Source organism: Amycolatopsis tucumanensis (assembly GCF_021654135.1).
Taxonomy (GTDB): Bacteria; Actinomycetota; Actinomycetes; order Mycobacteriales; family Pseudonocardiaceae; genus Amycolatopsis_E; species Amycolatopsis_E tucumanensis.
Window position 1 is genome coordinate 97566 of sequence record NZ_JAKGSD010000015.1, and the last position, 26317, is coordinate 123882.

Here is a 26317-nt window from a genome sequence, read left to right on the forward strand (position 1 = left end):
GTTTGATGGCTATCGTACTTACCGTGCGTGACTCCTCCGGGCTGAAACTCGCCGCGCTCGCCACCGGCTTCGTCATGGCCTCGCTCGACGTGACCGTCGTCAACGTCGCCGGCACCGCGATCCAGCAGCAGCTCGGCGCCTCGCTGCCCGAACTCACCTGGATCGTCGACGGCTACGTGCTGGTGTTCGCCTCGCTGCTGATGCTCGCGGGTGGCCTGGCGAACCGCTTCGGCGCGCGGGCCGTCTACCTGGCCGGCATGGCGGTCTTCTTCGCCGCCTCGCTCGCCTGCGCGCTCGCGCCCACGGCCGGGGTGCTCATCGCCGCGCGACTCGTCCAGGGCATGGGCGCCGCGTTGTTCATGCCGAGTTCCCTGTCCCTGCTGGTGTTCTCGTTCCCCGACAAGCGCCGGCGCACCCGCATGCTCGGGCTGTGGTCGGCGATCGTCGCCACCTCGGCCGCGCTCGGGCCGACCCTCGGCGGGCTTTTGGTAAGCGCCTTCAGCTGGCCCAGCATCTTCCTGCTCAACCTGCCCATCGGCGTCGCCGGCATCCTGCTGACCCGGCGCTGCATCCCAGCGGTCGACGGGCGCCGCGTCCGGTTGGGCGTGCCGGGGCACGTCCTGTGGATCGCGGCGCTCGCCGCGCTGAGCTTCGCGCTCATCGAAGGTCCGCGGCTGGGCTGGCTGGCGCGCCCGGTGCTGGCCGCCTACGTGGTGCTGGGCCTCGCCGCCGCCGCGCTCGTCGCCCGCGAACGGCGGGCCGAGAACCTGGTCATGCCGTGGAACCTGTTCCGCGGCGCGGGTTTCACCGGCGCGAACCTGGTCGGGTTCCTGTTCAACTTCGCCGTCTACGGCGGCATGTTCATGCTCAGCCTGTACTTCCAGCACGCCCGCGGCGCCGGCCCGCTCCTCGCGGGCCTGGAGCTGCTCCCGATGACAATCTGGTTCCCGCTGGGCAACCTGGTCTACTCGCGCATCGCGGGCCGGATCCCGAACGGGGTGCTGCTGACGGTCTTCCTGCTCGTCGCCGGCATCGCGTCGCTCGCCATGGTCGGCATGTCGACCGAGACGCCGTACTGGGTCCTGGCCGTCGCCGTCGCGGTGGCCAACGTCGGCGCGGGCATCATCTCGCCCGGGATGACCGCCGCGCTGGTCGAGTTCGCCGGAGTCGCGCACGCGAACGTGGCCGGCGCCGTGCTCAACGCCAACCGCCAGATCGGCACGCTGGTGGGCGTCGCGGCGATGAGTGTCGTGCTCGGCGCCGTCACGGACTGGGGTCGCGGCGCCGGCCTGTCCTTCCTGCTCCTCGGCGTCGCCTACCTCGCGGGCGCGGCCGGCGCGTGGTGGCTGATCGCCAGGTCCGAACTTCAGGCGCGGAACGTGCGGCGGTAGGTGTCCGGCGGCACCCCGACCGCGCGGTGGAAGTGACGCCGCAGCGTCGTCGCGGTGCCCATGCCCGCGGCGGCGGCGATCGCGTCGATGCTGTCGTCCGTGCTCTCCAGCAGCTCCTGCGCGCGGCGGATCCGTTGCGCCAGCAGCCACCGCAGCGGGGTGGTGCCGGTGACGGCGCGGAAGTGCCTGGCCAGGTGCCGTGAGCTCAGGTTCGCCTGGCGCGCCAGGTCCTCCACCGTCAACGGCTGGTCCAGCCGCCGCATCACCCACGGCAGCAGCTCCGCCAGCGGATGGCCGTCGTCCTCCGGCACCGGCGTGCTGACGAACTGCGCCTGCCCGCCTTCCCGGTGCGGCGGCACGACCAGGCGGCGGGCGACCACGTTCGCGATCGCCGAGCCGTGGTCGAGACGCACCAGGTGCAGGCACAGGTCCATCGCCGCCGCCTTGCCCGCGGATGTGAGCACGCGGCCGTTGTCCACGTAGAGGACGTCCGGGTCCACGGTCACCCGCGGGTAGCGCGCGGCGAGTTCGTCAGTGTGCGCCCAGTGGGTGGTCGCACGCAGCCCGTCCAGCAGGCCGGCGGCCGCGAGCACGAACGCGCCGGTGCACAGCGACACCACCCGCGCGCCCGACTCGTGAGCCGCGCGCACCGCGTCGACCAGGTCGGCGGGCGGGTCCTCGTCGACGTCGGCCAGCGCGGGGACGATCACGGTGTCCGCCTCGGCCAGCCGGTCGAAACCGCCGTCCGGCTCGACCCGGAACCGGCCGGCCCGCACCGGGCGCGCGCCGCACACGCTGAGGTCGTACCAGGGCACGCGCACGGCGTCCGGTGGCGAGCCGAAGACCTCGCAGGCCAGCGCCAGTTCGAAGTGCACCATGCCGTCGGTGGTGGCGACGGCGACAGAGTTCATGTCCGAAAGTGTACGGGTCGTGTCATTCCGGACGCTGGGCAGCAGGGGCCCGGCCGGACAGGATTACCCGCAGCGGATCACTTCGAGCACCTGGGAGCAGGCATGGGACGGGTTGCGGTGTACGGGGCGTACGGACACACCGGGCGGTTCGTGGTCGCGGAGTTGCGCGAGCGCGGGCACGTCCCGCTGTTGCTGGGCCGCGACCGGGAGAAGCTCCTGGCGGTGGCGCAGCCGGACCTCGAAGTGCGGCCGGCGGCCGTCGACGACCCGGCCGCACTGGACCGCGCCCTCGCCGGGGCGGACGCCGTGATCAACTGCGCCGGGCCCGTCGCGACGACCGCCGCCCCGCTGATCGAGGCGGCGTTGCGGGCGGGCATCCCGTACGTCGACGTGGCCGCCGAGATCGAGGCGAACGCCGACACCTTCGCCCACTTCGCGGAGCGGGCGGGGGAGAACGTGGTCGTCCCGGCGATGGCGTTCTTCGGCGGCCTCGGCGACCTGCTGGTCACCGCCGCCATGGGGGACTGGACGGCGGCCGACGAGGTGCACCTCGCCTACGGCCTGAGCAGCTGGCACCCCACCGCCGGGACGCTCGCGGCGGGGGCGGTGTCGCGGCAGCGGCGGGACGACCGCCGCGTCCGCTACACCGGCGGACGGCTGGAGTACCACGACGACGCCCTGCCGACGCTGGAGTGGGAGTTCCCCGCGCCGCTCGGGTCGCAGGACGTCATCGGGGAGTTCAGCATGGCCGACATCGTCACCGTCCCCACCCACCTGGACGTGCCCGAGGTGCGCACCTACATGACGGCCAAGGCGGCGGCGGACCTGGCCGCGCCCGGCGCCGCGGCCCCGGCCGCCGTCGACGAGCGGGGCCGCTCGGCACAGACCTTCGTCGTCGACGTCGTGGTCCGCCGCGGCGCCGAGGAGCGCCGGATCTCCGCCGCCGGGCAGGACATCTACGCGATCAGCGCGCCGCTCGCGGTGGAGGCCGTCGCCCGGATCCTGAGTGGACGGACCCGGGCGACGGGCGTGGTGTCCGCAGGTGCGGCGTTCGACGCGCCGGACTTCCTGCGCGCGCTGGCGCCGCACCTGTCGGTGTCTCAGCCGGCGTTGTGCCGGTAGAACGGCTCCTTGATCGGCGCCAGCGGGGTGTTGCCGAGGATCAGGTCCGCCGCCTTCTCCGCGGTCATGATCACCGGCGCGTAGATGTTGCCGTTGGTGATGTAGGGCATCACCGACGCGTCCACCACCCGCAGGCCCTCCGTGCCGTGCACCCGCATCGACCCGGGGTCCACAACGGACATCTCGTCGACGCCCATCTTCGCCGTGCAGGACGGGTGCAGCGCGGTCTCCGCGTCCTTCGCCACCCAGTCCAGGATCTGCTCGTCGGTCTCGACGCCGGGGCCGGGGGAGATCTCGCCGCCGTTGTAGCGGTCCAGCGCGGGCTGATTGAGGATCTTGCGGGCCACCCGCACGGCCTCCACCCACTCGCGCCGGTCGTTCTCGGTGGACAGGTAGTTGAACCGCAGCGCCGGGTGCCGCCGCGGGTCCGTCGACGTGATCTTCACGCTGCCGCGGGTGTCGGCGTACATCGGTCCGACGTGGACCTGGTAGCCGTGCCCGCCGGCGGGCACCGACCCGTCGTAGCGGATCGCGATCGGCAGGAAGTGGAACATCAGGTTCGGGTAGGCCACGGTGTCGTTGCTGCGCACGAAACCGCCGCCCTCGAAGTGGTTCGTGGCACCCGGACCGGACCGCAGGAACAGCCACTGCGCGCCGATCAGTGGGCGCTTCCACGTCGCCAGGTGCGGCTGCATCGACACCGGCTCCTTGCAGGCGTACTGGATGTACACCTCGAGGTGGTCCTGCAGGTTCTCACCCACACCGGGCAGGTCGTGGACCACGTCGATGCCGAGGCGGCGCAGCTCGGCCGCGTTGCCCACGCCCGACAGCTGCAGCAGTTGCGGCGTGTTGATCGCCCCGCCGCACAGCACGACCTCCTTGCCGTACACCTCGCGCGGCGCGCTCCGCCCGGTCGAGTACTCCACCCCGACGGCGCGGTTGCCGCGGAACAGAACCTGCGACACGAACGCGCGGGTCTGCACGGTCAGGTTCTTCCGGTGCCGCACCGGGTGCAGGTAGGCGCGGGCGGCGGAGAGCCTGCGGCCGCGGCGCACGTTCCGGTCGAAGGGCGCGAACCCCTCCTGCCGGTAGCCGTTCACGTCGTCCGTGCGCGGGTACCCGGCCTGTTCCGCGGCCTCGAAGAACGCCTGGAACAACGGGTTCGACGCCGGTCCGCGCTCCAGCTCCAGCGGGCCGTCGTGCCCGCGCCAGCGCCCGTCCGGCGGGTCGGCCAGGCAGTTCTCCATGCGCTGGAAGTAGGGCAGGCAGTGCGCGTAGTCCCAGCCGGACATGCCGGGGTCGGCGGCCCAGCGTTCGTAGTCCATCGGGTTGCCCCGCTGGAAGATCATGCCGTTGATGCTGCTCGACCCGCCGAGGATCTTGCCGCGCGCGTGGTAGATGCGCCGCCGGTTCATGAACGGCTCCGGCTCGCTGCGGTAGCCCCAGTCGTAGAAGCGGCTGCCGATCGGGAAGGTCAGCGCGGCGGGCATGTGCACGAACACGTCCCACTTGGCGTCCGACCGGCCCGCCTCCAGCACCAGCACCTTCACCTTCGGATCGGCCGACAGCCGGTTGGCCAGCACGCACCCGGCCGAGCCGCCGCCGACGATGATGAAGTCGTAGTTCTCGGTGCTCACGTTCGTCCTCCTCAGGAAAGCTCGTCGACGAGCTGGTCGCCGCGGTCGGCCTGGTGTTCGGGCAGCGTGCCAAGGCGGTGGCGGCCGCGGAGCCGGAACCACGCCAGGCCGATCGCGGCGACGATCCCGATGAAGATCAGGGCCATCCAGCGCAGCGCCCCGCCGCCGTAGATCTGCTCGCGCGGCCACGCCAGGTTCACGGCCATCCCGGCGCCCCACAGCACGGCGACGACGTTGACCGGCAGGCCGAGCCGCCCGAGCGAGAAGTGGCCGCCGGCGTCGCGGCCCGACCACCCGCCACGCAGCCGCTTGACCAGCATCGGCACCGTCACCAGCAGGTAGGCCAGGTAGATCATGACCACCGCGACGCTGGTGACCGCGGTGAAGATCTGCGGTGTCCCGATGTTGACCAGCAGGATCGCCACCGCGACCGCGCCGATGAGGATCGCCGGGACCACCGGGGTGCCGGTCTTGGCGTTGATCCGCGCCAGCCGCACCCCGAACGGCAGGGCGTTGTCGCGGGCCATCGCGAACATCAGCCGGATCCCGGCGGTGTGCACGGCCAGCGCGCACACCGTGATGGCGACGACGATGCAGCCCAGGAACACCTTGCCCAGCGGCCCGCCGAGCACCTGCAGCACGATCAGCTGCAGTCCGCCCGACGACGTGCCCAGCCGCGGATCGGACAGGTCGGGCGCGGCCATGATGGCGAACAGCAGGATCAGCCCGCCGATCACGAACGACGCGATGACCGCGCGCAGGATCGCCACCGGCGCGGTGCGCCGCGGGTTGACGGTCTCCTCACCGAGCGAGCTCGCCGTGTCGAAGCCGTACATGACGTAGGCCGAGGCGATCGCGGCCACCAGGAACACACCGGCGTAGCCACCCACGTGCCCCTCGCCGAGCCCGTGCGTGTCGACGAAGACACCGGGGCCGCGCACCACGTTCACCGCGAGGATGACGACCAGCAGGACCGCCGCGATCAGCTCGATGAACACGCCGATGCTGTTGATGCGCGCCATCAGCTTCACGCCGAAGGCGTTCACCAGCGTGGTGAACAGGATCAGCACCGCGCCCCAGATCACCGCGGAGATCCCGAAGTCGTGGGCGCCGCTGCCGTCGCCGACCAGCTGGAAGCCGGACCACAGCTGCGGCAGCGTGACCTGGTAGGCCAGCACCACGCCGGCCAGGGTGACCACGGAGGCGGTGAACATCATCCAGCCTGCCAGCCACGACGTGGTGGGCCCGGCGAGTCTCTTGGACCAGTTGTAGACCGAACCGGCGACCGGGTAGCGGGCGGCCAGCTCGGCGAAGCACAGGGCCACCGCGATCTGCCCGACGAAGACCATCGGCCAGGACCACCAGTAGGCCGGCCCGCCGGTGCCGAACCCGAAGTAGAACAGCTGGAACGTGCCGGTGAGGATGGAGATGTAGCTGACCCCGGCGGCGAAACTCGCGAACTTGCCGATGCTGCGGTCGAGGGACTGCCGGTACCCGAACTCGGACAGTCCGTGGTCGTTGCTGGTGCTCACGCGCGCCTCCTCTTCAGTACTGCGGCGTGGAGAGGGAGTCCCGGTCAGCCCTTGAACCAGTGCTGCGGCCGGGGATCGATGTTGTGGTAGATGTGCTTGGTCTCGCGGTACTCGTGCAGGCCGGACGGGCCGAGTTCCCGGCCGATGCCGGACTTGCCGAAGCCGCCCCACTCCGCCTGCGGCAGGTACGGGTGGTAGTCGTTGATCCAGACCGTGCCGTGGCGCAGCGCCCCGGCCACCCGCTGGGCGCGGCCGGCGTCGGAGGTCCACACCGCGCCGGCGAGGCCGTAGTCGGTGTCGTTGGCCAGCTCGACGGCCTCCTCCTCGGTGGCGAACCGTTCCACCGTGACGACCGGGCCGAACACCTCCTCGCGCACCACGGCCATGTCGCGGGTGCAGTCGCTGAACACCGTGGGCCGGAGGAAGAAACCGTTGCGCAGCGCGGGATCCTCGGGCCGCGTGCCGCCCGCGCGCAGGGTGGCGCCGTCGGCGATCGCCCCGGCGATGTAGCCCTCCACCTTCGCACGGTGCTGCTCGGAAATCAGCGGACCGCACTCGGTGTCCGGGTCGAGCCCGTTGCCGAGCCGGATCCGCTCGGCGCGCCGGGCGAGCTCGCCGACGAACCGGTCGTGGATCCCGTTCTGCACGATCAGCCGGGCGCCCGCCGAGCAGACCTGTCCGGAGTGGACGAACGCGGCGTTGAGGGCGAGGTCGACGGCGGTGTCGAAATCGGCGTCGTCGAAGACCACGTTGGGGTTCTTGCCGCCGAGTTCCAGCGCCACCCGCCGGACGCCGCGCGCCGCGGCGGCCATGATCTTCTCGCCGGTCGCGAGCCCGCCGGTGAACGACACCAGGTCGACCCCGGGGTGCTCGACCATCGCGGCGCCGACCGCGCCAGGGCCGAGCAGCAGGTTCACCACGCCCGGCGGCACACCGGCCTCCTCGGCGAGCGCGACGAGCCGGATGGTGGTCAGCGGGGTGAGCTCGCTCGGCTTGAGCACCATCGTGTTGCCCGCCGCCAGCGCGGGGGCGATCTTCCAGGAGATCTGCAGCAGCGGGTAGTTCCACGGGGCGATCAGCGCGCAGACGCCCACCGGCTCGTGCACGATCCGGCTGATCGCGGCCGGGTTCCCGGTGTCCACCACGCGCCCGGCCTCCTGCGCGATCGCCGCGGCGTAGTAGCGGAACACCGCGACCACGTCGTCGACGTCGATGCGCCCTTCGGCGAGGGTCTTTCCGGTGTCGAGGCTTTCGGTGCGGGCGATGTCCTCGCGGTCGCGGATCAGCAGGTCGGCGATGCGGTGGAGCAGTTCGGCGCGGTCGGCCGCGGTGGTGCGGCGCCACGGCGAGCCGGGGCGGAACGCCGCTCGTGCGGCTTTGACGGCCCGGTCCACGTCCTCCGGGCCGGCGAGGGCGACCGTCTGGATGACGGAGGCGTCGTAGGGGTTGCGGACGTCGGTGCGGGACCCGTCGCGCCCCTCGGTCCAGTTTCCGTCGATGTACAGGTCCTTCATGAGCCCTTTCCGATGCGGTAGCGGGCAACGCCGGCGCGGGAGATGTGATGCGCGGCACTTCAGTGCGTACATTTGTACATGAGAGTGCGTACGGATGTCCATACTCGTCGGCTACGATCGTGTTAACCGGGTGTCTTCGCAGGTGAGGGGTGTGCGCGGTGGTGTCAGGGCAGGCGGCCGGATCGCGCCGGCAGCGTCCCAACGATCCCGGGCGGCGCACGAAGATCGCGCGGGCGGCGATCGACGTGGTGGCGGAGCGGGGGATCGACGGGCTGACCCACCGGGCGGTCGCCGCGGCGGCGGGGGTGCCGCTGGGGTCCACCACGTACCACTTCCGCACGCTGGACGACCTGCTCGAGGTCGCGCTGAGCCAGGCGGCCGAGGACAACGTCCGCGGCCTGCGGGAGTGGGAGCGCAGCGTGCCGCCGGACGCGGACTTCGCGGCCGCGCTGGCGGAGCTGGTGATGCGGTACGTGCGTGACGAGGGCCCGCACACGGTGGTCGAGTACGACCTCTACGTGGCGGCCATGCACCGCCCCCGGTTGCGCCCGGTGAGCGCGGCGTGGGACGACGCGCTGATCGAGCTGTTCGGCTCCCGGACGGACGCCCTGACCGGGCGCCTGCTGGCCGGACTGTTCTGCGGATTGCTGATGCAGTTGGCGATCGCGGACGGCACACCGTCTATTTCGGACATCGAGGCGCTGTTTCGGCGCGCGATCGCCGGTCCTGCTTCCTGAGCGGTTAGCGGCCGCGCGATGAATGGGCCATTCATTGATGCGCAGCTGGTCCACCCGCGCCCCGATGAACGGACCATTCATCGGGGCGACATGCCCAGTCGTTCGGGGCATGAACGGACCGTTCATCGACCCGCCACATGCCCCCCGGCGGCGGGGTGAATGGACCATTCATCAAGCCAGGACATGCTGGCTCGCTCCCAAGGGATGAATGGACCGTTCATCGCGGCACCGTCGGTCCACTCGCTCGCGAAGGCATGAACGGGTCGTTCAGCGACGCACCACTGGTCCACCCGCGCCCCGTTGAACGGGCCATTCATCGGGGCGCGACATGCCCAGCCGCTCGAAGGCATGAACGGTCCATTCATCGACGCACGATTGGTCCACTCGCGAACCTGTGAACGGACCGTTCATCGGGGCGCGAGATGCCCAGCCGCCCCGCAGGCATGAACGGACCGTTCATCCACCCACGACAGGCCTCGCGGCGGCAGCACGAACGGCCCATTCGTCAAGCCGGGACATGGTGGCCCGCTCCCAGAGATGAATGGACCGTTCATCGCGGAGCCACCGGCCCACCCACTCGGGAGGGCATGAACGGGTCATTCATCGACCCGCGACTGGCCCACCCGCGAACCTGTGAACGGACCGTTCATCGGGGCGCGAGATGCCCAGCCGCCGCCAAGGCATGAACGGACCGTTCATCCACCCACCACAGACCCCATCATCGCGGCATGAACGGCCCGTTCATACCGGTTCGGTAGCGGTGGCACGCAGCTCGCGGCGCCAGCGGCCGAACACCTTCGGCTGGTTCATCGCGAACACCGCCACCGGGCGGTCGCCCCGCCGGAACACCGCCGTGAACCGGCGCGCTGCCGGGTCGCCGTCGACGACCTCCATCCGGTCGCCCTCGCGGCGGTGGCCCGCGAACTGCAGGCGCGCCCCGTACTGATCGGACCAGAAGTAGGGCGCGCGCGGGCTGGGCGGCTGCTCGTGCCCGAGCAGGGTCGCCGCGGCGGTGGCCGGTTGCTCGAGCGCGTTGGTCCAGTGTTCGAGCCGGATCTCGGCGCCGGCGAACGGGTTGTGCGACACCGCGCAGTCGCCGACCGCCACCACCGACGGGATGCCGGTCGCGCACCGGGCGTCCGTGCGCACGCCCCGCTCCGCGTCCAAACCGGACCCGGCCAGCCACTCGGTGTTCGGCACCGCGCCGACCCCCACCACCACGACGTCGGCAGGCAGCTCGCGGCCGTCGGTCAGGTGCACCGACCGCACCCGTTCCGCGCCGGTCAGCCCCGCCACGCCGACGCCGGTGATGAGCTCGACCCCGTGCTCGCCGTGCAGCGCCGCGCACACACCGCCCAACTCGACGCCGAGCGGTCCGGCGAGCGGCACGGCCTGCTGCTCGACCACCGTGACCGCCAGGCCGAGCCCGCGGGCGGTCGAGGCGACCTCGGCCCCGATGAACCCGGCGCCGATCACCACCAGCCGCGCGCCGGGGACCAGTTCGGCCCGCAGCGCGATCGCGTCGTCCAGGGTGCGCAGCGTGTGCACACCGGCGAGCGGCGAGCCCGGCAGGCGGCGGGCCCGCGCGCCGGTCGCCAGGACCACGCCGTCGCAGGTGATCCGCTCGCCCGAGTCGAGCACGATCGTCCGCAGTGCCGGGTCCAGGGCCACGGCTCGCGCGCCCAGGCGCCAGTCCACGTCCAGGTCCTCGTCGTCGCTCTCCAGCGCCAGGTCGGCGGCGGACATCGTGCCGGCGAGGAACTCCTTCGACAGCGGCGGCCGGTCGTAGGGCCGGTGCGGCTCGTCGCCGACGACGACCACCCGCCCATCGAAGCCGGCCTCCCGCAGCGCGCGCGCCGTGGACAGGCCGGCCAGCGACGCGCCGGCGATGGCGATCACGCGCATCAGACCCCCATCCGCTGCGGCGCGTTGACGTTGACGTAGATCTGCCCGTCGACCACGACGACCTCGTGCGTGCGCACCGGCTTCTTGGCCGGGGGCCCGCTCGGCATGCCGGTGCGCAGGTCGAAGCAGGCGGCGTGCAGGGGGCACTCCACCGCGCAGCCGTCCAGCCAGCCGTCGGCCAGCGAGGCGTCCTGGTGGGTGCAGGTGTCGTCGATCGCGTACAGCGTGCCGTCGACGTTGAACACCGCGATCGGCACTTCGGCTTCGATGCGGACGGCTTCGCCGACGGGGAGGTCCTGGAGAGCGCAGACGGGAATCATGAGGCGGCTCCGTTGTGTAATGCACAACTACACGTGCTATCCGCAACAGAGTGCGGCAGCGTAGGGGGAGCGGTCAAGGCCCGGAAGTGGGAAATTGTGTCATGTGAGTAGAGTTGCGGTATGCGGAACAACGAGCGCTCTACGAACGGGTCCGCGAGTCAGGTCCAGTCGGTGGACCGGGCGATCGCCATCCTGGACATCCTCGCCAGACGCGGCGAGGCCGGGGTCACCGAGATCGCCCAGGAACTGGACGTGCACAAATCCACCGCGTTCCGCCTCGTCGGCGCGCTCGAGGCGTGGCAGCTGGTGGAACAGGTCAGCGAGCGCGGCAAGTACCGCCTCGGGTTCGGCATCGTGCGCCTGGCCGGCGCCACCACGGCCCGGCTGGACCTGTCCCGGGAGAGCCGCGCGGTGTGCGAGCGGCTCGCCGCGGAACTCGACGAGACCGTGAACGTCGCCGTCGTGGACCAGGGGCAGGCGACCAACATCATGCAGGTCTACGGCTCGGCGGCGGTGACCGCGCGGAACTGGATCGGCCAGCGCACCCCGCTGCACGCCACCTCCAGCGGGAAGGTCCTGCTGGCCTGGGCCGGCGACGACGACCGGGAGTCCGCGCTGGCCGAGCTGCCCGCGTTCACGCCGAACACGCGCACCGACCGGACCAAGCTCGCCGAGGAGCTGGAGCAGGTCCGCGAGCGCGGCTGGGCGTGCACCGTGGAGGAGCTGGAGGTCGGGCTGAACGCGGTGGCCGCCCCGATCCGCGCTGCGAACGGGGACGTGATCGCGGCGCTGTCGGTCTCCGGGCCGGCGTACCGGATGGAGCCGTCGTCCTATCCGGACATCGCCGAGAAGATCGTCGCGGGCGCCGAGGAGATCAGCTTCCGCGTCGGCTACCTCGGTCCGCGCTGACGGTTGGTCCGCCGCGGCAGGAAGCGGTGAGCGCGGTGCAGCCGGCGGCGGGGGATGACCACGTGCCCGCGGACCGCTCGGGACAGCGCCGGCGCCTCGGCGACGCGGGCGGCTGTTCGCGACAGGAGCGGCGCCCACAACGCACGGCCCGGTCGGTCCGCGGGCGCAGGGGGTTGACCATGCGTCGGCGGAGTGTTCGGGGCAACGTGTGGCCCGGCGCCGCGGTTCCGCGTGTGCGGCGCCGTGGGCCAGGTGTCCACTCTGCACGGAGCAGCCGGGCCGCGGGCGCGCGGCAGGGGATGCTGTTGTCGTTGAGCATTCCGGACCGTCCACAGTGCACGGAGGGGCCGACCCACAGGCACCGCGGGTCAGGGGAAGACCACGGTGCTGTTGCCGTTGAGCAGGACGCGGCGTTCGCAGTGCCAGCGGACCGCCCGGGAGAGCGCCAGCGCCTCCGCGTCGCGGCCTACCGTTTGCAGTGCGCGCGGATCATAGGTGTGGTCGATGCGGATGACCTCCTGCTCGATGATCGGCCCCTCGTCCAGGTCGGGCGTCACGTAGTGCGCCGTCGCGCCGACGAGCTTCACTCCCCGGTCGTAGGCCTGGTGGTAGGGCTTCGCGCCCTTGAACCCGGGCAGGAACGAGTGGTGGATGTTGATCGCCCGGCCGTGCAGCGCCTTGCACAGCTGGTCGGACAGCACCTGCATGTACCGGGCGAGCACCACCAGCTCCGCCTCGTACTCCTCCACCACCTCCAGCAGCCGCGCCTCGGCCTGGGGCTTGGTCTCCGGCGTCACCGGGATGTGCAGGAACGGCAGCCCGGCCGCCTCCGCCATCGGGCGCAGATCGTCGTGATTGGACACCACGGCCACGATGTCGGCCCCCAGACTGCCCGCGCGCCAGCGGAAGATCAGGTCGTTGAGGCAGTGGCCCTGCTTGGACACCATCACCAGGACACGCGCGTTGCGGTCCGGGTGGAACGCGTACGACATGGCGAAGTCCGCGGCGACCGGCTCGAAACCGCGGGACAGCTCGCCGAGGTCCACGTCCGCGTCGGTGGTGACCTTGGTGCGCAGGAACAGCCGCTTGCGCACCGGGTCGTCGAACTGCTGGTACTCCTCGATGTTGCCGCCGTGCTCGACGAGGTAGGCGCTGACGGCGTGGACGATCCCGGTCCGGTTCGGGCAGTCCAGGGTGAGCGTGAACGAGCGCGTCATCGGTGTCTCCTCAGCATTCCACGATGTTGAGAGCCAGCCCGCCGCGGGCGGTCTCCTTGTACTTGTCCTTCATGTCAGCGCCGGTCTCGCGCATCGTCTTGATGGCCTTGTCCAGCGACACGTGGTGGCGGCCGTCGCCGCGCACCGCCATCCGGGCGGCGGTGATCGCCTTGACCGAGGCGATCGCGTTGCGCTCGATGCACGGGATCTGCACGAGCCCGCCCACCGGATCGCAGGTCAGGCCGAGGTTGTGCTCGATGCCGATCTCGGCCGCGTTCTCCACCTGCTCCGGGGTCCCGCCGATGATCTCCGCCAGACCGGCCGCGGCCATCGAGCACGCGGACCCGACCTCGCCCTGGCACCCGACCTCGGCGCCGGAGATCGAGGCGTTCTCCTTGAACAGCGACCCGATCGCCCCGGCGGTGAGCAGGAACCGCACGGCCGCGTCGTCGTCGAAGGCGGGCAGGAACTTCTCCGCGTAGTGCAGCACCGCGGGCACGATCCCGGCCGCGCCGTTGGTGGGCGCGGTGACCACCCGCCCGCCGGCCGCGTTCTCCTCGTTCACCGCGAGCGCGAAGAGGGTGACCCACTCCATGGCGTGCAGCGCGTCCGGCTCACCCGAGTCGCGTTCCAGCCGTTCCCGCAGGTCGTTGGCGCGCCGGCGCACCTTCAGCCCGCCCGGCAGCACGCCGCCGGTGTGCGTGCCGCGGTGCACGCACTCGCGCATCACCGACCAGATCCGCAGCAGCCCGGCGCGGATCTCCGCCTCGACGCGCCAGGACAACTCGTTGGCCAGCATCAGGTCGCTGATGCGCAGGCCCGTTTCGCGCGTGTGGGCGAGCAGCCCGTCGGCGGTGGTGAACGGGTAGCGCACCGGGGTGGGATCGGGCACCAGCGCCCGGCGGCCGGTTTCGTCCTGGTCGAGCACGAACCCGCCGCCGACCGAGTAGTACTCGCGCCGGTCGAGCACCTCGCCGTCGTCGCCGAAGGCGGCGAACACCATGCCGTTGCTGTGGAAGTCCAGCCGCTTCCGGCGGTGGAGCACGATGTCGTCGTCGACGGCGAAGGCGATCCGGTGCTTGCCGAGCAGCGAGATCGCGCCGTCCGCCCGGGCCGCGGTCACCGCGGGCTCGGCGGCGACCGGGTCGACCAGGTGCGGCTGCTCCCCGGTCAGCCCCAGCACGACGGCCTTGACGCTGCCGTGCCCGTGCCCGGTCGCGCCGAGCGAGCCGAACAGCTCGCAGCGCAGCCCCGCCGTGCGCGGCAGGAGCCCGGTGTCCGCCAGGCGGGAGGCGAACAGGTACGCGGCCCGCATCGGGCCGACCGTGTGCGAACTGGACGGACCGATGCCGACCTTGAAGAGGTCGAAGACGGAGACCGTCATGGTCCCTCCTGATGTAGGGTTGATATACCAGAGTGGCGGATCGTGGTTTTCAGCGGAGAGGATGGCGTTCGTGACCGTTCGACAGCAGGAACTCGAGGGGCCGCCGGTCTCCCTGGCCGAGCGCGCCTACACGGCGATCCAGGACCGGCTGATCATGCTGGACATCCCGCCGATGGCGCCGATCGACGACACCGCGCTGGCCGCGTCGCTCGGGCTCGGCCGCACGCCGGTGCGGGAGGCGCTCAAACGCCTGGAGGTCGACCGGCTGGTCGTGTCCTACCCGCGGCGCGGCACGTTCGCCACCGGCGTCGACATCACCGACCTGGCCTACATCTCCGAGATCCGCGTCCAGCTGGAACCCCTCGCCGCCCGGCGCGCCGCCGAGACCGCCGGACCGGGCGTGAAGTCCGAGCTCGCCGAACTCGCCGACGAGGTCGCCGACCTGGACGTGCGGGCGCTCGAACGCACCGAGCTGATGCGCTGCGACCTGCGGGTGCACCGCGCGATCTACCGTGCGGCGGGCAACCCGCACCTGGAGGACACGCTGGTCCGCTACGACAACCTGGCGACCCGCATCTTCTGCCTGTTCCTGGACCGGATGCCGCACTTCGACCGGCACGTCGGCGAGCACACCGCCCTGCTGCGCGCGATCGCCGAAGGTGACGCGGACACCGCGGCCGAGCTGGCCCTCGTGCACGTCACCGGCTTCGAGAAGGCGATCCGCGCGATCATCTGACCGGTTCACGGCAGCGCCTCCAGGACCGCGAGGCCGTCGCGCGTGGCGGCGACGTCGTGCACCCGCACGATCTTCGCGCCGCGCTGCGCGGCCAGGACCGCGGCGGTCACCGACGCGACCGTGCGCTGCCCGACCGGACGGCCGGTGAGCCGGCCGAGCATCGCCTTGCGGGACAGGCCCACCATGAGCGGCACCCCGAGCGCGCGGAACTCCGGCAGCGCGCCGAGCAGGGCCAGGTTGTGCTCCAGCGTCTTGCCGAAGCCGAACCCCGGATCGGCGATCAGGTGCTCCGCCGGGATGCCGGCCGCCAGGCAGGTCTTGATGCGGGCGCGCAGGAAGTCCCGCACCTCGGCGACCACGTCGGTGTAGCGCGGATCGCGCTGCATCAGGTGCGGGGGCCGGAGCATGTGGGTCAGGCACACCGGCACCCCGAGCTCGGCCGCGGCCCGCAGGGCGCCGGGGTGCCGCAGCGCGCGCACGTCGTTGATCATCGCGGCCCCGGCGTCCACCGCGGCACGCATCACCTCGGGGCGGGACGTGTCGACCGAGATCGGCACGTCCACCACGCGGGCCAGCCGGGCGATCACCGGCACCCCCCGGTCCAGCTCCTCGTCCAGGGTGGGCGGACGGGCGCCGGGCCGGGTGGACTCGCCGCCCACGTCGAGCAGGTCGGCTCCCTCGGCCGCCAGCCGTTCCCCGTGCTCGACCGCGGCCGCGTGGGAGTGGAAGAGACCGCCGTCGGAGAACGAATCCGGCGTCACGTTCACGATGCCGCAGACCAGGGTGCGTGGCTCGGTCAGCAGCTCCGGCACCGGTGTCCGGACGGCGAGGGGGTTCCCGGTCATGACTGTCCTAACGGGACGCGGCGGTGATGGTGTGCCGGAGCAGCAGCGCGGTGGTCACCGGGCCGACCCCGCCCGGCACGGGTGTCAGCGCCGCGACCCGCCCGGACAGCGACCGCGCGTCGGCGTCACCGGCGAGGCCGCCGTCCGGGGTTGGGTTGGTGCCCACGTCGACGACCACCGCGTGCGGGGCGACGTGCTCGGCGGTGATCAGCCCGGCCCGGCCGACGGCCACCACGAGGACGTCGGCCTCCCGGGTGGACGCGGCGAGGTCCGCGGTGTGGCGGTGGCAGATCGTCACGGTCGCGTCCCTGGCCAGCAGCAGCTGCGCCGCGGGCTTGCCGACCACGGTGGAGCGCCCGACCACCACGGCGCGGCGCCCGGCCAGGGGCACCTCGTAGTGGTCGAGCAGCGCCAGCACCGCCGCGGCCGTCGCCGGCGGGTGCGCGGGCAGGCCGGCGGTGAGACGGCCGAGCGACAGCGGGTTGGCGCCGTCCACGTCCTTGGCCGGGTCGATCGCGGTGGCCAGCTCCTCCAGCCGGGCGCCGCCGGGCAGCGGGGTCTGCAGGATGATCCCGTGCACCGCCGGATCGGCGCTCAGCCGCTCCAGCTCGGCGGTGATGCCGGCCGGGGTGGCGGCCGCGCCGAGGTCCACGACATCGCACTGCACACCGCTGCGGGCCGCGGTCTTCGCGATCGAGCGCACGTACCAGGCGCTGGACTCGTCGTCGGTGGCGACCACGACGGCCAGGCGGGGGTGCACGCCCCGCTCGGACAGGGCCGCGGCGTCAGCCGAGACCCCGTCCCGGATCTGCCTGCCCAGCTCGGTTCCACTGAGGACGGCGGTCATCGCGTGATCTGCTTCCGCACGGCGGTGGTCACGTCGTCGGCGCGGGCGATCGCCTGGTCCACGGTGGCGATCGCCGCGGTCAGCTCGTCGCGGGCCGGGCCCTCACCGATGCCGGACAGGTTGATCTCGACGTTCACCCTGGCCGTGGACAACGCCGCCCGCGCCGCGTCGGCCGCCGCGGCGACGTCGCTGATCACGTTGCGGTTGCCGATCGGCTGCAGCCGTTCGGTGAGGTTGACGATCTGCTTGGCGACCGCGATGACGCGGGCCGGGACCCGCCCGGCCTCCACCAGTGCCGCGCCGATCGCCCGCGACCGGGCCACCTTCTCGCGCTCGGTGGATTTCGGAAGGGCGTAGGCGCGGGTGACGGCCTGGAACGCGGCGGCGTCCTTCTCGGCCAGCGCCAGCGCGAGGGTGCGCAGGTCGTCGGCGTTGGCCCGGATCTGCGTGATCGCGTCGGCGTCCTGCCGGTACTTCTCGCCGTCGCTGTACCGGGCCACCATCGCGACCAGCGCCGCGCCCTGGGCGGCGTGCAGCGCGGCGGTGGCGCCGCCGCCCGGGGCGGGCACCCGGGCGGCGAGCGCGTCGAGGAACGCTTCGAGGGTCAGTGTGCGCATCGGTGTCCGTCCTCAGCGCCGGATGCGCAGCATCTCGGGGTCGACCAGGGGTTCGGCGGCCACGGTGGCGCGCACCCGGCGGCCGAAGTAGCCGATCTCGACCGGCGTGCCCGGGGTCGCGGCGGCGGGCAGCCACGCGTAGGCGATCGGCACGCCCAGGGTGTGCGCGAACGCGGCCGAGGTGACGTACCCGGCGGGCTCGCCGTCGAGGAACACCGGCTCGGAGCCGAGCACCACGCTGCGGCCGTCGTCGATCGTCAGGCAGGACAGCCGGCGTGTCACCGTCTCGTCGGTGACCTCGGCGATCGCGTCCCGGCCGACGAAGTCGCCCTTCTGCTTGCGCACCGCGAACCCGAGCCCGGCCTCGTACGGGTTGTGCTCGGTGGTCATGTCCGTGCCCCACGACCGGTAGCCCTTCTCCAGCCGCAGGCTGTTGAACGCGGCGCGGCCCGCGGCGACCACCCCGAGCGGGCGGCCTGCCTCGAACAGCACGTCCCACAACCGCTGCCCGTACTCGGCGCTGGTGTAGATCTCCCAGCCGAGTTCGCCCACATAGGACAGTCGCATCGCGGTGACCGGGATCCCCGCGATGTGCGCGGGCATGCAGCGGAAGTACTTCAGCGCCTCGTGCGAGAAGTCGTCCCGGCTCAGCGGCTGGACGAGATCGCGCGCCAGCGGACCCCACACGCCGATGCAGCAGGTGCCGCCGGTGATGTCGCGGACCTGCACGTCCCCGCCCGCCTCGGACCGGAAGTAGGCCAGGTCGAGGTTGCCGTTCGCGCCGACCTGGAAGCGGTCCTCGCCCAGCCGGGCCACCGTCAGGTCGCTGCGGATCCCGCCGGCCTCGTCCAGCGCGAGCGTGTAGGTCACCGAGCCGACCGACTTGTCCATCTTGCCGGTGGTGAGCCGGTCCAGGAACGCCAGCGCGCCCGGCCCGGACACCTCCAGGCGCTTGAGCGGGGTCATGTCGTAGAGGGCGACCGCGGTGCGGGTCTTCCACGCCTCGGCCGCGGCGATCGGGGAGTGGAACATCGCCGACCACGCGTCCCGTGACGGCGGCTGCCACTCCGGCGGCAGGTCCTTGACCAGGTGCGCGTTCGCCTCGTACCAGTGCGGCCGCTCCCAGCCGTGCGCCTCCAGGAAGAACGCGCCGAGCTCCTTCTGCCGCGCGTGGAACGGGCTGACCCGCAGGTCCCGCGGCGACAGCTTCGGCTGCAGCGGGTGCACCACGTCGTAGATCTCCACGAAGTTGCGCTGCGCGGTCTCGTCGACGTAGGCCTCGGTGGTCTCGATCTCGTCGAACCGGTGCACGTCGCAGCCGTGCAGGGCGATCTCGCTGCGGCCGTCGACCAGCAGCTGCGCGACCGAGCGCGCCACGCCGGAGGAGTGCGTCACCCAGACCGCCTCGGCGATCCAGAACCCGGCGACGTCGGGAGACTCGCCGATCAGCGGGCCGCCGTCCGGGGTGAAGGAGAAGATCCCGTTGAACCCGGTCTCGATCTTCGCCGACCGCAGCGACGGCAGCAGCTGCCTGCTGTGCTCCCAGGAGGGCGCGAAGTCCTCCTCGGTGAACGGCAGCATCGACGGCATCGCCGCCTCGGTGAGGTCGTCGTCGGAGACCTCGGGCAGGTCGGACAGGCGCACCGGCATCGGGCGGTGCGCGTAGGAGCCGATGCCGAGGCAGTCGACGTGCTCGCGGTAGTACAGGTCGCGGTCCTGGTGGCGCAGGATCGGCAGCCCGGCCTCGGTCAGCTCGTCGTTGCGCCCCACCAGGTCCGCGACCTGGCCGGTGCGCACGTACTGGTGCGCCAGCGGCAGCAGTGGCACCCGCATGCCGACCATCTCGCCGATCGCCTGGCCCCAGAACCCGGCGCAGGACACCACGATGTCGGCGGGGAAGTCGCCGGCGGTGGTGCGCACGCCGGTGACCCGTCCGCCGGTGTGGGAGATGCCGGTGACCCGGACGCTGCCGTGGAACTCGGCGCCGCGGGATTCGGCGCGGCGCCGCAGGGCCACCACGGCGCGCGCGGCCTTGGCGAGCCCGTCGGTCGGGGTGTGGAACCCGCCGAGGACCTGCTCGGGGTCGAGCAGCGGGTGCAGCCGCACGCACTCCTCGGGGCCGACGACCTCGCCGGGCACGCCCCACGAGGTGGCCCAGCCCTGCTTGCGGTGCAGGTCGGCCAGGCGCTCCGGGGTGGTGGCGACCTCCAGGCCGCCGACCTGGTTGAAGCACCAGGCGCCGTCCACGTCCAGGCTCTTGAGCTTGTTCACCGTGTAGGTGGCGAACTCGGTCATCGTCTTCGACGGGTTCGTCTGGTACACCAGGCCCGGCGCGTGCGAGGTCGAGCCGCCGGTCAGCGGGAGCGGACCCTGGTCGAGGACCGTGATCCGGGTCCACCCGCGCTCGGTCAGCTCGTCGGCCAGGTTCGCGCCGACGATGCCGGCGCCGATGATGACAACCCGGGGTGTGGTGCTCATCGTGGTCTCCTGTCTGTGGTCTACGAGGTGGCCCCGGCGGGCTGGAACTCCAGCGCCGCGTCGAGGAGCCAGTCGGCGAGGTATCCGGCGAACGAGGGCCGCACGAACACGCGGAAGTCCTCGCCCGCGCCGAGCGCGAGCAGCAGCACGGGGGCCTGCCCGAGTGTCGTCTGCGCGGCGCTTCCGGCGGGGAACGCCAGCGGGTGCAGGTCGAGCGAGCAGCCGGTGGCCAGGACGTCCCGCGCGTGCCGTCCGCTGACGCGGATTCCGGTGCGCTGCGCGGAAACGTCGATGGCGGCTCCGCCGCGTGGCCGGACCGCAGCGCCCAGCCGCGCCTCCAGTTCGTGCCCCTGCGCGGCGGTGCTGGTGACGAGCCATTCGTCCGGGCCGAGCCAGACGATCTGCCCGTCGGCGGCGTAGACCCAGGTGTTGGGCTCGGTGGGCAGCGGGGTGCCGAGCACGTCGGCCGGTGGCGTGACGCGCAGGTCGACCGCGGCCACCGGCGGCTCGGCCTCCAGGTTCAGGCCGGTCGCGTTGCGCGAGGCGGCGGCCAGCGACGGGATCCACTGCTGCAGCGGATGCGTGGGGTAGAGGCGCGGGTCAGCCATCGCGGCGTGCTCCTTCCGGGTCGACCAGCACGATTCCGCCGATCTCGGCGGGCACCAGGGCGCCGTCGACCGGGACGTGGACGGTGTCGCCGATGCGCGCCTGCCCGCCCTTGACCAGGGCCAGCGCGAACGGGCGGCCCAGCTCGGCGCTGTGGTAGCTGGAGGTGACGTGGCCGAGCATCGGCACCGGCGGCGGGGGCAGGGTGCCGTCCGGGCGGAACTCCACGACCTGGGAGCCCTCCGGCAGCTTGGTCCGCGCGTCGGCGGGCAGGAGCGACACCAGCTGCTTGCGCAGCGGGTTGGTGTTCTCCGGGCGGGTGAACGAGCGCTTGCCGACGAAGTCCCGCTTCTTCTTCGACACCGCCCAGCCCAGGCCGAGGTCGTGCGGGCTGACGGTGCCGTCGGTGTCCTGCCCGACGATCGGGTAGCCCTTCTCCGCGCGCAGCACGTGCATGGTTTCCGTGCCGTACGGGGTGATGTTCCAGCGCGCGCCTGCCGAGAGCAGGCGCAGCCACATCGCCCTGGCGTACCAGGAGTTCACGTTGACCTCGAACGCCAGCTCACCGGAGAACGAGATGCGGGCGATGCGCACCGGGACGCCGTCGACCTCGGTGTCCTGCCAGGACATGAACGGGAACGCCTCGTTGGACACGTCCAGGTGCGGGAAGGCCGCGGCGATCACGTCGCGCGAGCGCGGCCCGACGACCGGGAACACCGACCACTGCTCGGTCACCGAGGTCAGGTGCACGCGCAGGTCCGGCCACTCGGTCTGCAGCCACTCCTCCATCCAGTCCAGCACGCGCGCCGCGCCGCCGGTGGTGGTGACGACCAGGAACCGGTCCTCGGCCAGCCGCAGCACCGTGCCGTCGTCGAACACCATGCCGTCGTTGCCGCACATGACGCCGTAGCGCACGCGCCCGACCTTCAGGGTGCTCATCATGTTGGTGTAGAGCCGGTCGAGCAGCTCGGCGGCGTCCGGGCCCTGCACGTCGATCTTGCCCAGGGTGGAGCCGTCCAGGATGCCGACCCCGCCGCGGACCGCGGCGCACTCGCGCAGCACGGCGGCGTCCATGTTCTCGTGCGGCGCCGGGTAGTAGCGGGCCCGCTTCCACTGCCCGACGTCCTCGAACACCGCCCCCGCCGCGACGTGCCAGCTGTGCAGCGAGGTGATCCGCTCGGGGTCGAACAGCTTCCCGCGCTCCCGCCCGGCCAGCGCGGCGAACGCCACCGGGGTGTAGGGCGGGCGGAACGTCGTGGTGCCGGTGTCCTCGACCGGTTTGCCGAGCAGCTCGGCGACGATGCCGGAGGCGATCACCCCGGACGTCTTGCCCTGGTCGTGTGCGGTGCCGATGGTGGTGTAGCGCTTGATGTGCTCGACCGACCGCAGCCCGGCGCCGACCGCGCGCTCGATGTCGGCGACCGTCGCGTCGCGCTGGATGTCCACGAACTGGCGGGCCGGGTCGCCTTCGGTGCGCCACAGCACCAGCGGCGGCGTGGTCTCCGGCTCCGCGGGCGTGGCTGGTGCGTCGTCCCCGGCGCCGTCGCGCAGGCAGCCGGCGAGGTCGAACGTGCCGTTCGCCGCGCCGATCACCGACACCCCGGGGATCGGCTCGGCCGGGCGGAACGCGCCCAGCGCCGGGTCGTACCGCAACGCGCCGCGGACGTGGCTGAACAGGTGCGCGGCGGGGTTCCAGCCGCCGGAGGTCAGCAGCAGGTCGCACGGCAGCGACTCGGCCTTGCCCGCGGTGACCGTGTCCACGCCGGTGATCCGGACCTCGCCGGTGGTGCCGACGACGGCGCTGCCCGGCCGCACGGCGATCGACCGTTCCCGGCACAGCGCGGCCCAGTGCTCCGGCGCGCTCGGGCGGGCGTCGAGGACGGTGACCCGCGCCCCGGCGTGCTCCAGGTCCAGCGCGGCAGCGTAGGCGGAGTCGTTGGTGGTGAACACGACGACCTCGCGTCCGGCGAGCACCCCGTAGCGGTGCAGGTAGTCACGCGCCGCGGAGGCGAGCATGATGCCCGGCCGGTCGTTGTCGGCGAACACCACCGGCCGCTCGTGCGCGCCGGTCGCGACCACGACGTGCCGCGCGCGGATCCGGTGCACCCGCTGGCGCGAGAGGTTGCGCGGCGCGGCGGTGCCGAGGTGGTCGGTGCGCCGCTCCAGCGCCAGCACGAACCCGTCGTCGTACTGCCCGAACGCCGTGGTGCGCTGCAGGTGCAGCACCTCCGGGGCGGCGGCCAGCTCGGCCACCACCTCGGCGACGAACTCGCGCGACGGCCGCCCGTCGATCACCTCGGTGCCGGTCAGCGAGCCACCCGCGTCGGCCCGGTCGTCGACGAGCACGACCCGCTCCCCGCGCCGTGCGGCGGACCGCGCGGCCAGCAACCCGGCCGGGCCCGCCCCGACGACGAGCGTGTCGCAGTGCGTGTGCTTGCGGTCGTAGCGGGCGGTGTCGGCCACCTCGGCGAGCCGACCCTGCCCGGCAAGCCCGCGCGCGACGAGCCCGTCGGTCAGCTCGACGGTCGCGGCGAGCAGCATCGGCTCCGGGAACGGCTCCTCGATCTGCACCAGCCCGGTCGGGTCCTCGACCCACGCCGCGCCGATCCCGCGCGGGCGGCCGAACTTCACGCTCGTGCCCACCGCGTGCACGCCGTGGGCGAGCAGCGCCGAGGCCAGCGTGTCGCCCGGGTGGCCGGTGTAGGTGACCCCGTCGAAGGTGAACCCGACGGTGCCGGTGCGGTCGATCCGGCCGTAACCCTTGATGCGGCTCATGACGCCACCTCCGGTGCGGACTGGCCCATCGGGTACACGGCCAGGAACTCGTAGGTCCGGGTGTCGCGGACCGCGTTGAACCAGCGACGGCAGCCGGCCGCGTGGCTCCAGCGTTCGGCGAACGGGCCCTTGGGGTTGTCGCGGAAGAAGACGAAGTGCGCCCACTCCTCGTCGGACAACGCGGCGGGGTCGTCCGGGTAGGCGAGGTGGGCCTGGCCGCCGTAGTGGAACTCCACTTCCTCGCGCGGCCCGCACCACGGGCAGGTGATGAGTTGCATGCGTGGCTCCTAGTGGGCGACGGCGGCGGCGCCGTGCTCGTCGACGAGCGCGCCGGTGACGAAGCGGTCCAGGCCGAACGGCTCGACGTACGGGTGCGGCTCGCCGTTGGCGATCGTGTCGGCCAGGCACCAGCCCAGGCCCGGGGTGGCCTTGAACCCGCCGGTGCCCCAGCCGCAGTTGAGGTAGACGTTGTCGTAGGGCGTGCGGCCGACGATCGGCGAGGCGTCCGGCGTGACGTCCACGATCCCGGCCCAGCTGCGCAGCAGGTGCGCCCGGGCGAACACGGGGAACAGCTCCACCGCGGCTGCCATCTGCCGCTCGATGATGTGGAAGGCGCCGCGCTGGCCGTACCCGTTGTAGGAGTCCACGCCCGCGCCCATCACCAGTTCGCCCTTGTGCGCCTGGGACACGTAGACGTGCACGGCGTTGGACATCACGATCGTCGGGTGCACCGGCTCCAGCAGCTCCGACACCAGGGCCTGCAGCGGGTGCGACTGCAGCGGCGCCCGCACGCCGAGCTGGTCCAGCAGCACCGAGGTGTGCCCGGCCGCGCACAGCGCGACGGTGCCGCAGGCGATGTCGCCGCGGCTGGTCCGCACCCCGGTCACCCGATCACCGTCCACAGTGAACCCGGTGACCTCGCAGTCCTGGATCAGGTCGATCCCGGCCTCGTCGGCCCGGCGGGCGAAACCCCATGCGACGTAGTCGTGCTTGGCGATGCCCGCGCGCGGCTGGTACGTCGCGCCCAGCACCGGGTACCGGATGTCGCCGGAGACGTTGACGATCGGGCAGACCTTGGCGACCTCGTCGGGGGAGAGCCACTCGGCGTCGATGCCGTTGAGCTTGTTGGCCTCCACCCGCCGCACGCTGTCGCGCACGTCCTGCTCGGTGTGCGCCAGGTTCAGCACCCCGCGCTGGGAGAACAGGATCGGATAGCCCAGGTCGTCTTCGAGGCCCTCCCACAGCTTCAGGGCGTGCTCGTAGATCGCCGCGGAGGCGTCCCACAGGTAGTTGGAGCGGATCAGCGTGGTGTTGCGGGCCATGTTCCCGCCGGCCAGCCAGCCGCGCTCCAGGACCGCGACGTTGGTGATGCCGTGGTTGCGCGCCAGGTAGTGCGCGGTGGCCAGGCCGTGCCCGCCGCCGCCGACGATCACGACGTCGTAGCCGCGCTTCGGTTCCGGGTTGCGCCACAGGAAGTCCGGGTGGTCGGGCAGGTGCGCGCCGGGGGGCTGGGGGGTGGTCATGCCGTCAGCTCCGGGTAGAGGGGGTGGCGGGCGGTGAGGTCGGCGACGCGGGCGGAGAGCTTGTCCAGGTCGGCGGCGGAGGCGTCCGGGCGCAGGGCCAGCGCGGCGATGTCGGCGACCTCGGCGAAGTCGTCGGGGCCGAACCCGCGCGCGGCCAGCGCGGGCGTGCCGAACCGCAGGCCGGAGCTGATCATCGGCGGGCGCGGGTCGAACGGGACGGCGTTGCGGTTGACCGTGATCCCGACCTCGTGCAGCCGGTCCTCGGCCTGCTTTCCGTCCAATTCGGACTCCCGCAGGTCGGCCAGCACCAGGTGCACGTCGGTGCCGCCGGTCAGCACCCCGATCCCGGTCTCGCGCAGGAACCGGTCGGCGAGGATCTTCGCGCCCTGCAGGGTGCGTTCCTGGCGCTCGCGGAACTCCGGCTCGGCGGCCAGCTTGAACGCCACGGCCTTGCCCGCGATGACGTGCTCCAGCGGCCCGCCCTGCTGGCCGGGGAACACGCTGCTGTTGAGCTTCTTCGCCAGCGACCGCTCGGCCAGGATCACCCCGCCGCGCGGGCCGCCGAGCGTCTTGTGCGTGGTCGAGGTGACGACGTGCGCGTGCGGCACGGGGGAGGGGTGCAGGCCCGCCGCGACCAGCCCGGCGAAGTGCGCCATGTCGACCATCAGGTACGCGCCGACCTCGTCGGCGATCCGGCGGAACGCGGCGAAGTCCAGGTGCCGCGGGTAGGCCGACCAGCCTGCGACGATCAGCTTCGGCCTGCGCTCCCGAGCCAGCCGCTCGACCTCGTCCATGTCGACGCGGTGGTCCTCGGCGCGCACGTGGTAGGCGGCCACGTCGTAGAGGCGGCCGGAGAAGTTGAGCTTCATTCCGTGCGTCAGGTGCCCGCCGTGCGCGAGGTCCAGGCCGAGGATCGTGTCGCCGGGCTCCAGCAGCGCGGCCATGGCGGCGGCGTTGGCCTGTGCGCCGGAGTGCGGCTGCACGTTGGCGTACTCCGCGCCGAAGAGCGCTTTGAGCCGGTCGATGGCCAGGGTCTCGATCTCGTCGACGTGTTCGCAGCCCCCGTAGTAGCGGCGGCCGGCGTAGCCCTCGGCGTACTTGTTGGTCAGCACCGACCCCTGCGCCTGCATCACCGCCAGCGGCGCGAAGTTCTCGCTCGCGATCATCTCCAGGGTGTCGCGCTGGCGGCCGAGCTCGCGGCCGATCGCCGCGTGCACCTCCGGATCGGTTTGGAGCAGGGAACGCCCGAGCACGCGCTGGGGGCTGAGTGCGCCAGCGCGGCCGATGGCCACCGACATGCTGCCTCCCGGG

The 26317-nt window shown here is 72.3% G+C and carries 22 protein-coding genes; 5 read left to right on the top strand and 17 right to left on the bottom strand.

The window, feature by feature from the left end:
* Window positions 1-5 precede the first annotated feature (5 nt).
* On the top strand, window positions 6-1391 hold the full coding sequence (locus L2C96_RS17185; RefSeq protein ID WP_237336923.1) for an MFS transporter: 1386 nt from the start codon (window positions 6-8) through the stop codon (window positions 1389-1391).
* Here L2C96_RS17185 and L2C96_RS17190 read toward each other — a convergent pair.
* Window positions 1367-2302 (bottom strand): helix-turn-helix domain-containing protein, encoded by a 936-nt coding sequence (locus L2C96_RS17190; protein WP_237336924.1) that lies wholly within the window; start codon window positions 2300-2302, stop codon window positions 1367-1369. The two genes, L2C96_RS17185 and L2C96_RS17190, sit on opposite strands and share 25 nt — an antisense overlap.
* A 102-nt stretch (window positions 2303-2404) precedes the next feature.
* Between L2C96_RS17190 and L2C96_RS17195 the strand changes: the two genes are divergently transcribed.
* Complete coding sequence (locus L2C96_RS17195; RefSeq protein WP_237336925.1) at window positions 2405-3424, top strand: saccharopine dehydrogenase family protein; 1020 nt, start codon at window positions 2405-2407, stop codon at window positions 3422-3424.
* Here the strand turns inward: L2C96_RS17195 and betA are convergent.
* The 3 genes from betA to L2C96_RS17210 are packed head-to-tail and all read right to left on the bottom strand — an operon-like array spanning window position 3403 to window position 8107.
* Window positions 3403-5061, bottom strand: a complete 1659-nt coding sequence (gene betA, locus L2C96_RS17200; protein WP_020419959.1) for a choline dehydrogenase — start codon at window positions 5059-5061, stop codon at window positions 3403-3405. The genes L2C96_RS17195 and betA overlap by 22 nt on opposite strands.
* A gap of 11 nt (window positions 5062-5072) precedes the next feature.
* Window positions 5073-6593 (bottom strand): APC family permease, encoded by a 1521-nt coding sequence (locus tag L2C96_RS17205; protein ID WP_237336926.1) that lies wholly within the window; start codon window positions 6591-6593, stop codon window positions 5073-5075.
* A gap of 44 nt (window positions 6594-6637) precedes the next feature.
* Window positions 6638-8107, bottom strand: a complete 1470-nt coding sequence (locus L2C96_RS17210; RefSeq protein WP_237336927.1) for an aldehyde dehydrogenase family protein — start codon at window positions 8105-8107, stop codon at window positions 6638-6640.
* A gap of 149 nt (window positions 8108-8256) precedes the next feature.
* Here L2C96_RS17210 and L2C96_RS17215 point away from each other — a divergent pair, with 149 nt between their 5' ends.
* Window positions 8257-8844 carry a TetR/AcrR family transcriptional regulator gene (locus tag L2C96_RS17215; protein WP_372491230.1) on the top strand — a complete coding sequence of 196 codons (588 nt, stop codon included), beginning with the start codon at window positions 8257-8259 and terminating at the stop codon, window positions 8842-8844.
* Window positions 8845-9585: 741 nt separating this feature from the next.
* On the opposite strand, the gene L2C96_RS17220 is transcribed toward L2C96_RS17215, so the two are convergent.
* On the bottom strand, window positions 9586-10749 hold the full coding sequence (locus L2C96_RS17220) for an NAD(P)/FAD-dependent oxidoreductase (RefSeq protein WP_237336928.1): 1164 nt from the start codon (window positions 10747-10749) through the stop codon (window positions 9586-9588).
* A complete protein-coding gene (locus L2C96_RS17225; protein ID WP_020419952.1) occupies window positions 10749-11069 on the bottom strand; it encodes a bifunctional 3-phenylpropionate/cinnamic acid dioxygenase ferredoxin subunit in 321 nt (106 codons plus the stop codon). The genes L2C96_RS17220 and L2C96_RS17225 overlap by 1 nt, the downstream gene beginning before the upstream one ends.
* A gap of 120 nt (window positions 11070-11189) precedes the next feature.
* Between L2C96_RS17225 and L2C96_RS17230 the strand changes: the two genes are divergently transcribed.
* A complete protein-coding gene (locus tag L2C96_RS17230; protein ID WP_237336929.1) occupies window positions 11190-11978 on the top strand; it encodes an IclR family transcriptional regulator in 789 nt (262 codons plus the stop codon).
* Window positions 11979-12346: 368 nt separating this feature from the next.
* On the opposite strand, the gene purU is transcribed toward L2C96_RS17230, so the two are convergent.
* Window positions 12347-13195 carry a formyltetrahydrofolate deformylase gene (purU, locus tag L2C96_RS17235; protein WP_237336930.1) on the bottom strand — a complete coding sequence of 283 codons (849 nt, stop codon included), beginning with the start codon at window positions 13193-13195 and terminating at the stop codon, window positions 12347-12349.
* 10 nt (window positions 13196-13205) lie between these two features.
* Window positions 13206-14579 (bottom strand): L-serine ammonia-lyase, encoded by a 1374-nt coding sequence (locus L2C96_RS17240; RefSeq protein WP_237336931.1) that lies wholly within the window; start codon window positions 14577-14579, stop codon window positions 13206-13208.
* A gap of 61 nt (window positions 14580-14640) precedes the next feature.
* On the opposite strand from L2C96_RS17240, the gene L2C96_RS17245 reads away from it, so the two are divergent.
* Entirely contained in the window at window positions 14641-15315 is a 675-nt protein-coding gene (locus L2C96_RS17245; RefSeq protein WP_237336932.1) for a GntR family transcriptional regulator, read from the top strand.
* 5 nt (window positions 15316-15320) lie between these two features.
* Here L2C96_RS17245 and folP read toward each other — a convergent pair whose 3' ends face one another.
* From folP to glyA, 9 genes are read right to left on the bottom strand one after another with little or no spacing between them, the layout of a single operon-like run.
* Window positions 15321-16160 (bottom strand): dihydropteroate synthase, encoded by an 840-nt coding sequence (folP, locus tag L2C96_RS17250; RefSeq protein ID WP_237336933.1) that lies wholly within the window; start codon window positions 16158-16160, stop codon window positions 15321-15323.
* Window positions 16161-16167: 7 nt separating this feature from the next.
* Window positions 16168-17007, bottom strand: a complete 840-nt coding sequence (locus L2C96_RS17255; RefSeq protein WP_237336934.1) for a bifunctional 5,10-methylenetetrahydrofolate dehydrogenase/5,10-methenyltetrahydrofolate cyclohydrolase — start codon at window positions 17005-17007, stop codon at window positions 16168-16170.
* Window positions 17004-17624, bottom strand: a complete 621-nt coding sequence (locus L2C96_RS17260; RefSeq protein ID WP_237336935.1) for a cyclodeaminase/cyclohydrolase family protein — start codon at window positions 17622-17624, stop codon at window positions 17004-17006. The genes L2C96_RS17255 and L2C96_RS17260 overlap by 4 nt, the downstream gene beginning before the upstream one ends.
* A 12-nt stretch (window positions 17625-17636) precedes the next feature.
* Entirely contained in the window at window positions 17637-20102 is a 2466-nt protein-coding gene (locus L2C96_RS17265) for a GcvT family protein (protein WP_237336936.1), read from the bottom strand.
* A 20-nt stretch (window positions 20103-20122) separates the two neighbouring features.
* Window positions 20123-20710, bottom strand: coding sequence for a sarcosine oxidase subunit gamma (locus L2C96_RS17270; protein ID WP_237336937.1), 588 nt, complete (start codon window positions 20708-20710; stop codon window positions 20123-20125).
* Entirely contained in the window at window positions 20703-23483 is a 2781-nt protein-coding gene (locus L2C96_RS17275; protein WP_237336938.1) for a 2Fe-2S iron-sulfur cluster-binding protein, read from the bottom strand. The genes L2C96_RS17270 and L2C96_RS17275 overlap by 8 nt, the downstream gene beginning before the upstream one ends.
* On the bottom strand, window positions 23480-23761 hold the full coding sequence (locus tag L2C96_RS17280) for a sarcosine oxidase subunit delta (protein WP_017983404.1): 282 nt from the start codon (window positions 23759-23761) through the stop codon (window positions 23480-23482). Before L2C96_RS17280 ends, L2C96_RS17275 begins: the two co-directional genes overlap by 4 nt.
* 9 nt (window positions 23762-23770) lie before the next feature.
* On the bottom strand, window positions 23771-25006 hold the full coding sequence (locus L2C96_RS17285; protein ID WP_020419940.1) for a sarcosine oxidase subunit beta family protein: 1236 nt from the start codon (window positions 25004-25006) through the stop codon (window positions 23771-23773).
* Window positions 25003-26304, bottom strand: a complete 1302-nt coding sequence (gene glyA / locus L2C96_RS17290) for a serine hydroxymethyltransferase (RefSeq protein ID WP_237336939.1) — start codon at window positions 26302-26304, stop codon at window positions 25003-25005. The genes L2C96_RS17285 and glyA overlap by 4 nt, the downstream gene beginning before the upstream one ends.
* Window positions 26305-26317: the final 13 nt, after the last annotated feature.

What these genes read in the sequence shown, in the direction of transcription:
- L2C96_RS17185 (WP_237336923.1), top strand. Translation starts at nt 6, where the DNA reads ATGGCTATCGTACTTACCGTGCGTGACTCCTCCGGGCTGAAACTCGCC.
- L2C96_RS17190 (WP_237336924.1), bottom strand. Translation starts at nt 2,302, where the DNA reads ATGAACTCTGTCGCCGTCGCCACCACCGACGGCATGGTGCACTTCGAA.
- L2C96_RS17195 (WP_237336925.1), top strand. Translation starts at nt 2,405, where the DNA reads ATGGGACGGGTTGCGGTGTACGGGGCGTACGGACACACCGGGCGGTTC.
- L2C96_RS17210 (WP_237336927.1), bottom strand. Translation starts at nt 8,107, where the DNA reads ATGAAGGACCTGTACATCGACGGAAACTGGACCGAGGGGCGCGACGGG.
- L2C96_RS17220 (WP_237336928.1), bottom strand. Translation starts at nt 10,749, where the DNA reads ATGCGCGTGATCGCCATCGCCGGCGCGTCGCTGGCCGGCCTGTCCACG.
- L2C96_RS17225 (WP_020419952.1), bottom strand. Translation starts at nt 11,069, where the DNA reads ATGATTCCCGTCTGCGCTCTCCAGGACCTCCCCGTCGGCGAAGCCGTC.
- L2C96_RS17230 (WP_237336929.1), top strand. Translation starts at nt 11,190, where the DNA reads ATGCGGAACAACGAGCGCTCTACGAACGGGTCCGCGAGTCAGGTCCAG.
- purU (WP_237336930.1), bottom strand. Translation starts at nt 13,195, where the DNA reads ATGACGCGCTCGTTCACGCTCACCCTGGACTGCCCGAACCGGACCGGG.
- L2C96_RS17240 (WP_237336931.1), bottom strand. Translation starts at nt 14,579, where the DNA reads ATGACGGTCTCCGTCTTCGACCTCTTCAAGGTCGGCATCGGTCCGTCC.
- L2C96_RS17245 (WP_237336932.1), top strand. Translation starts at nt 14,641, where the DNA reads ATGGCGTTCGTGACCGTTCGACAGCAGGAACTCGAGGGGCCGCCGGTC.
- folP (WP_237336933.1), bottom strand. Translation starts at nt 16,160, where the DNA reads ATGACCGGGAACCCCCTCGCCGTCCGGACACCGGTGCCGGAGCTGCTG.
- L2C96_RS17255 (WP_237336934.1), bottom strand. Translation starts at nt 17,007, where the DNA reads ATGACCGCCGTCCTCAGTGGAACCGAGCTGGGCAGGCAGATCCGGGAC.
- L2C96_RS17260 (WP_237336935.1), bottom strand. Translation starts at nt 17,624, where the DNA reads ATGCGCACACTGACCCTCGAAGCGTTCCTCGACGCGCTCGCCGCCCGG.
- L2C96_RS17265 (WP_237336936.1), bottom strand. Translation starts at nt 20,102, where the DNA reads ATGAGCACCACACCCCGGGTTGTCATCATCGGCGCCGGCATCGTCGGC.
- L2C96_RS17270 (WP_237336937.1), bottom strand. Translation starts at nt 20,710, where the DNA reads ATGGCTGACCCGCGCCTCTACCCCACGCATCCGCTGCAGCAGTGGATC.
- L2C96_RS17275 (WP_237336938.1), bottom strand. Translation starts at nt 23,483, where the DNA reads ATGAGCCGCATCAAGGGTTACGGCCGGATCGACCGCACCGGCACCGTC.
- L2C96_RS17280 (WP_017983404.1), bottom strand. Translation starts at nt 23,761, where the DNA reads ATGCAACTCATCACCTGCCCGTGGTGCGGGCCGCGCGAGGAAGTGGAG.
- L2C96_RS17285 (WP_020419940.1), bottom strand. Translation starts at nt 25,006, where the DNA reads ATGACCACCCCCCAGCCCCCCGGCGCGCACCTGCCCGACCACCCGGAC.
- glyA (WP_237336939.1), bottom strand. Translation starts at nt 26,304, where the DNA reads ATGTCGGTGGCCATCGGCCGCGCTGGCGCACTCAGCCCCCAGCGCGTG.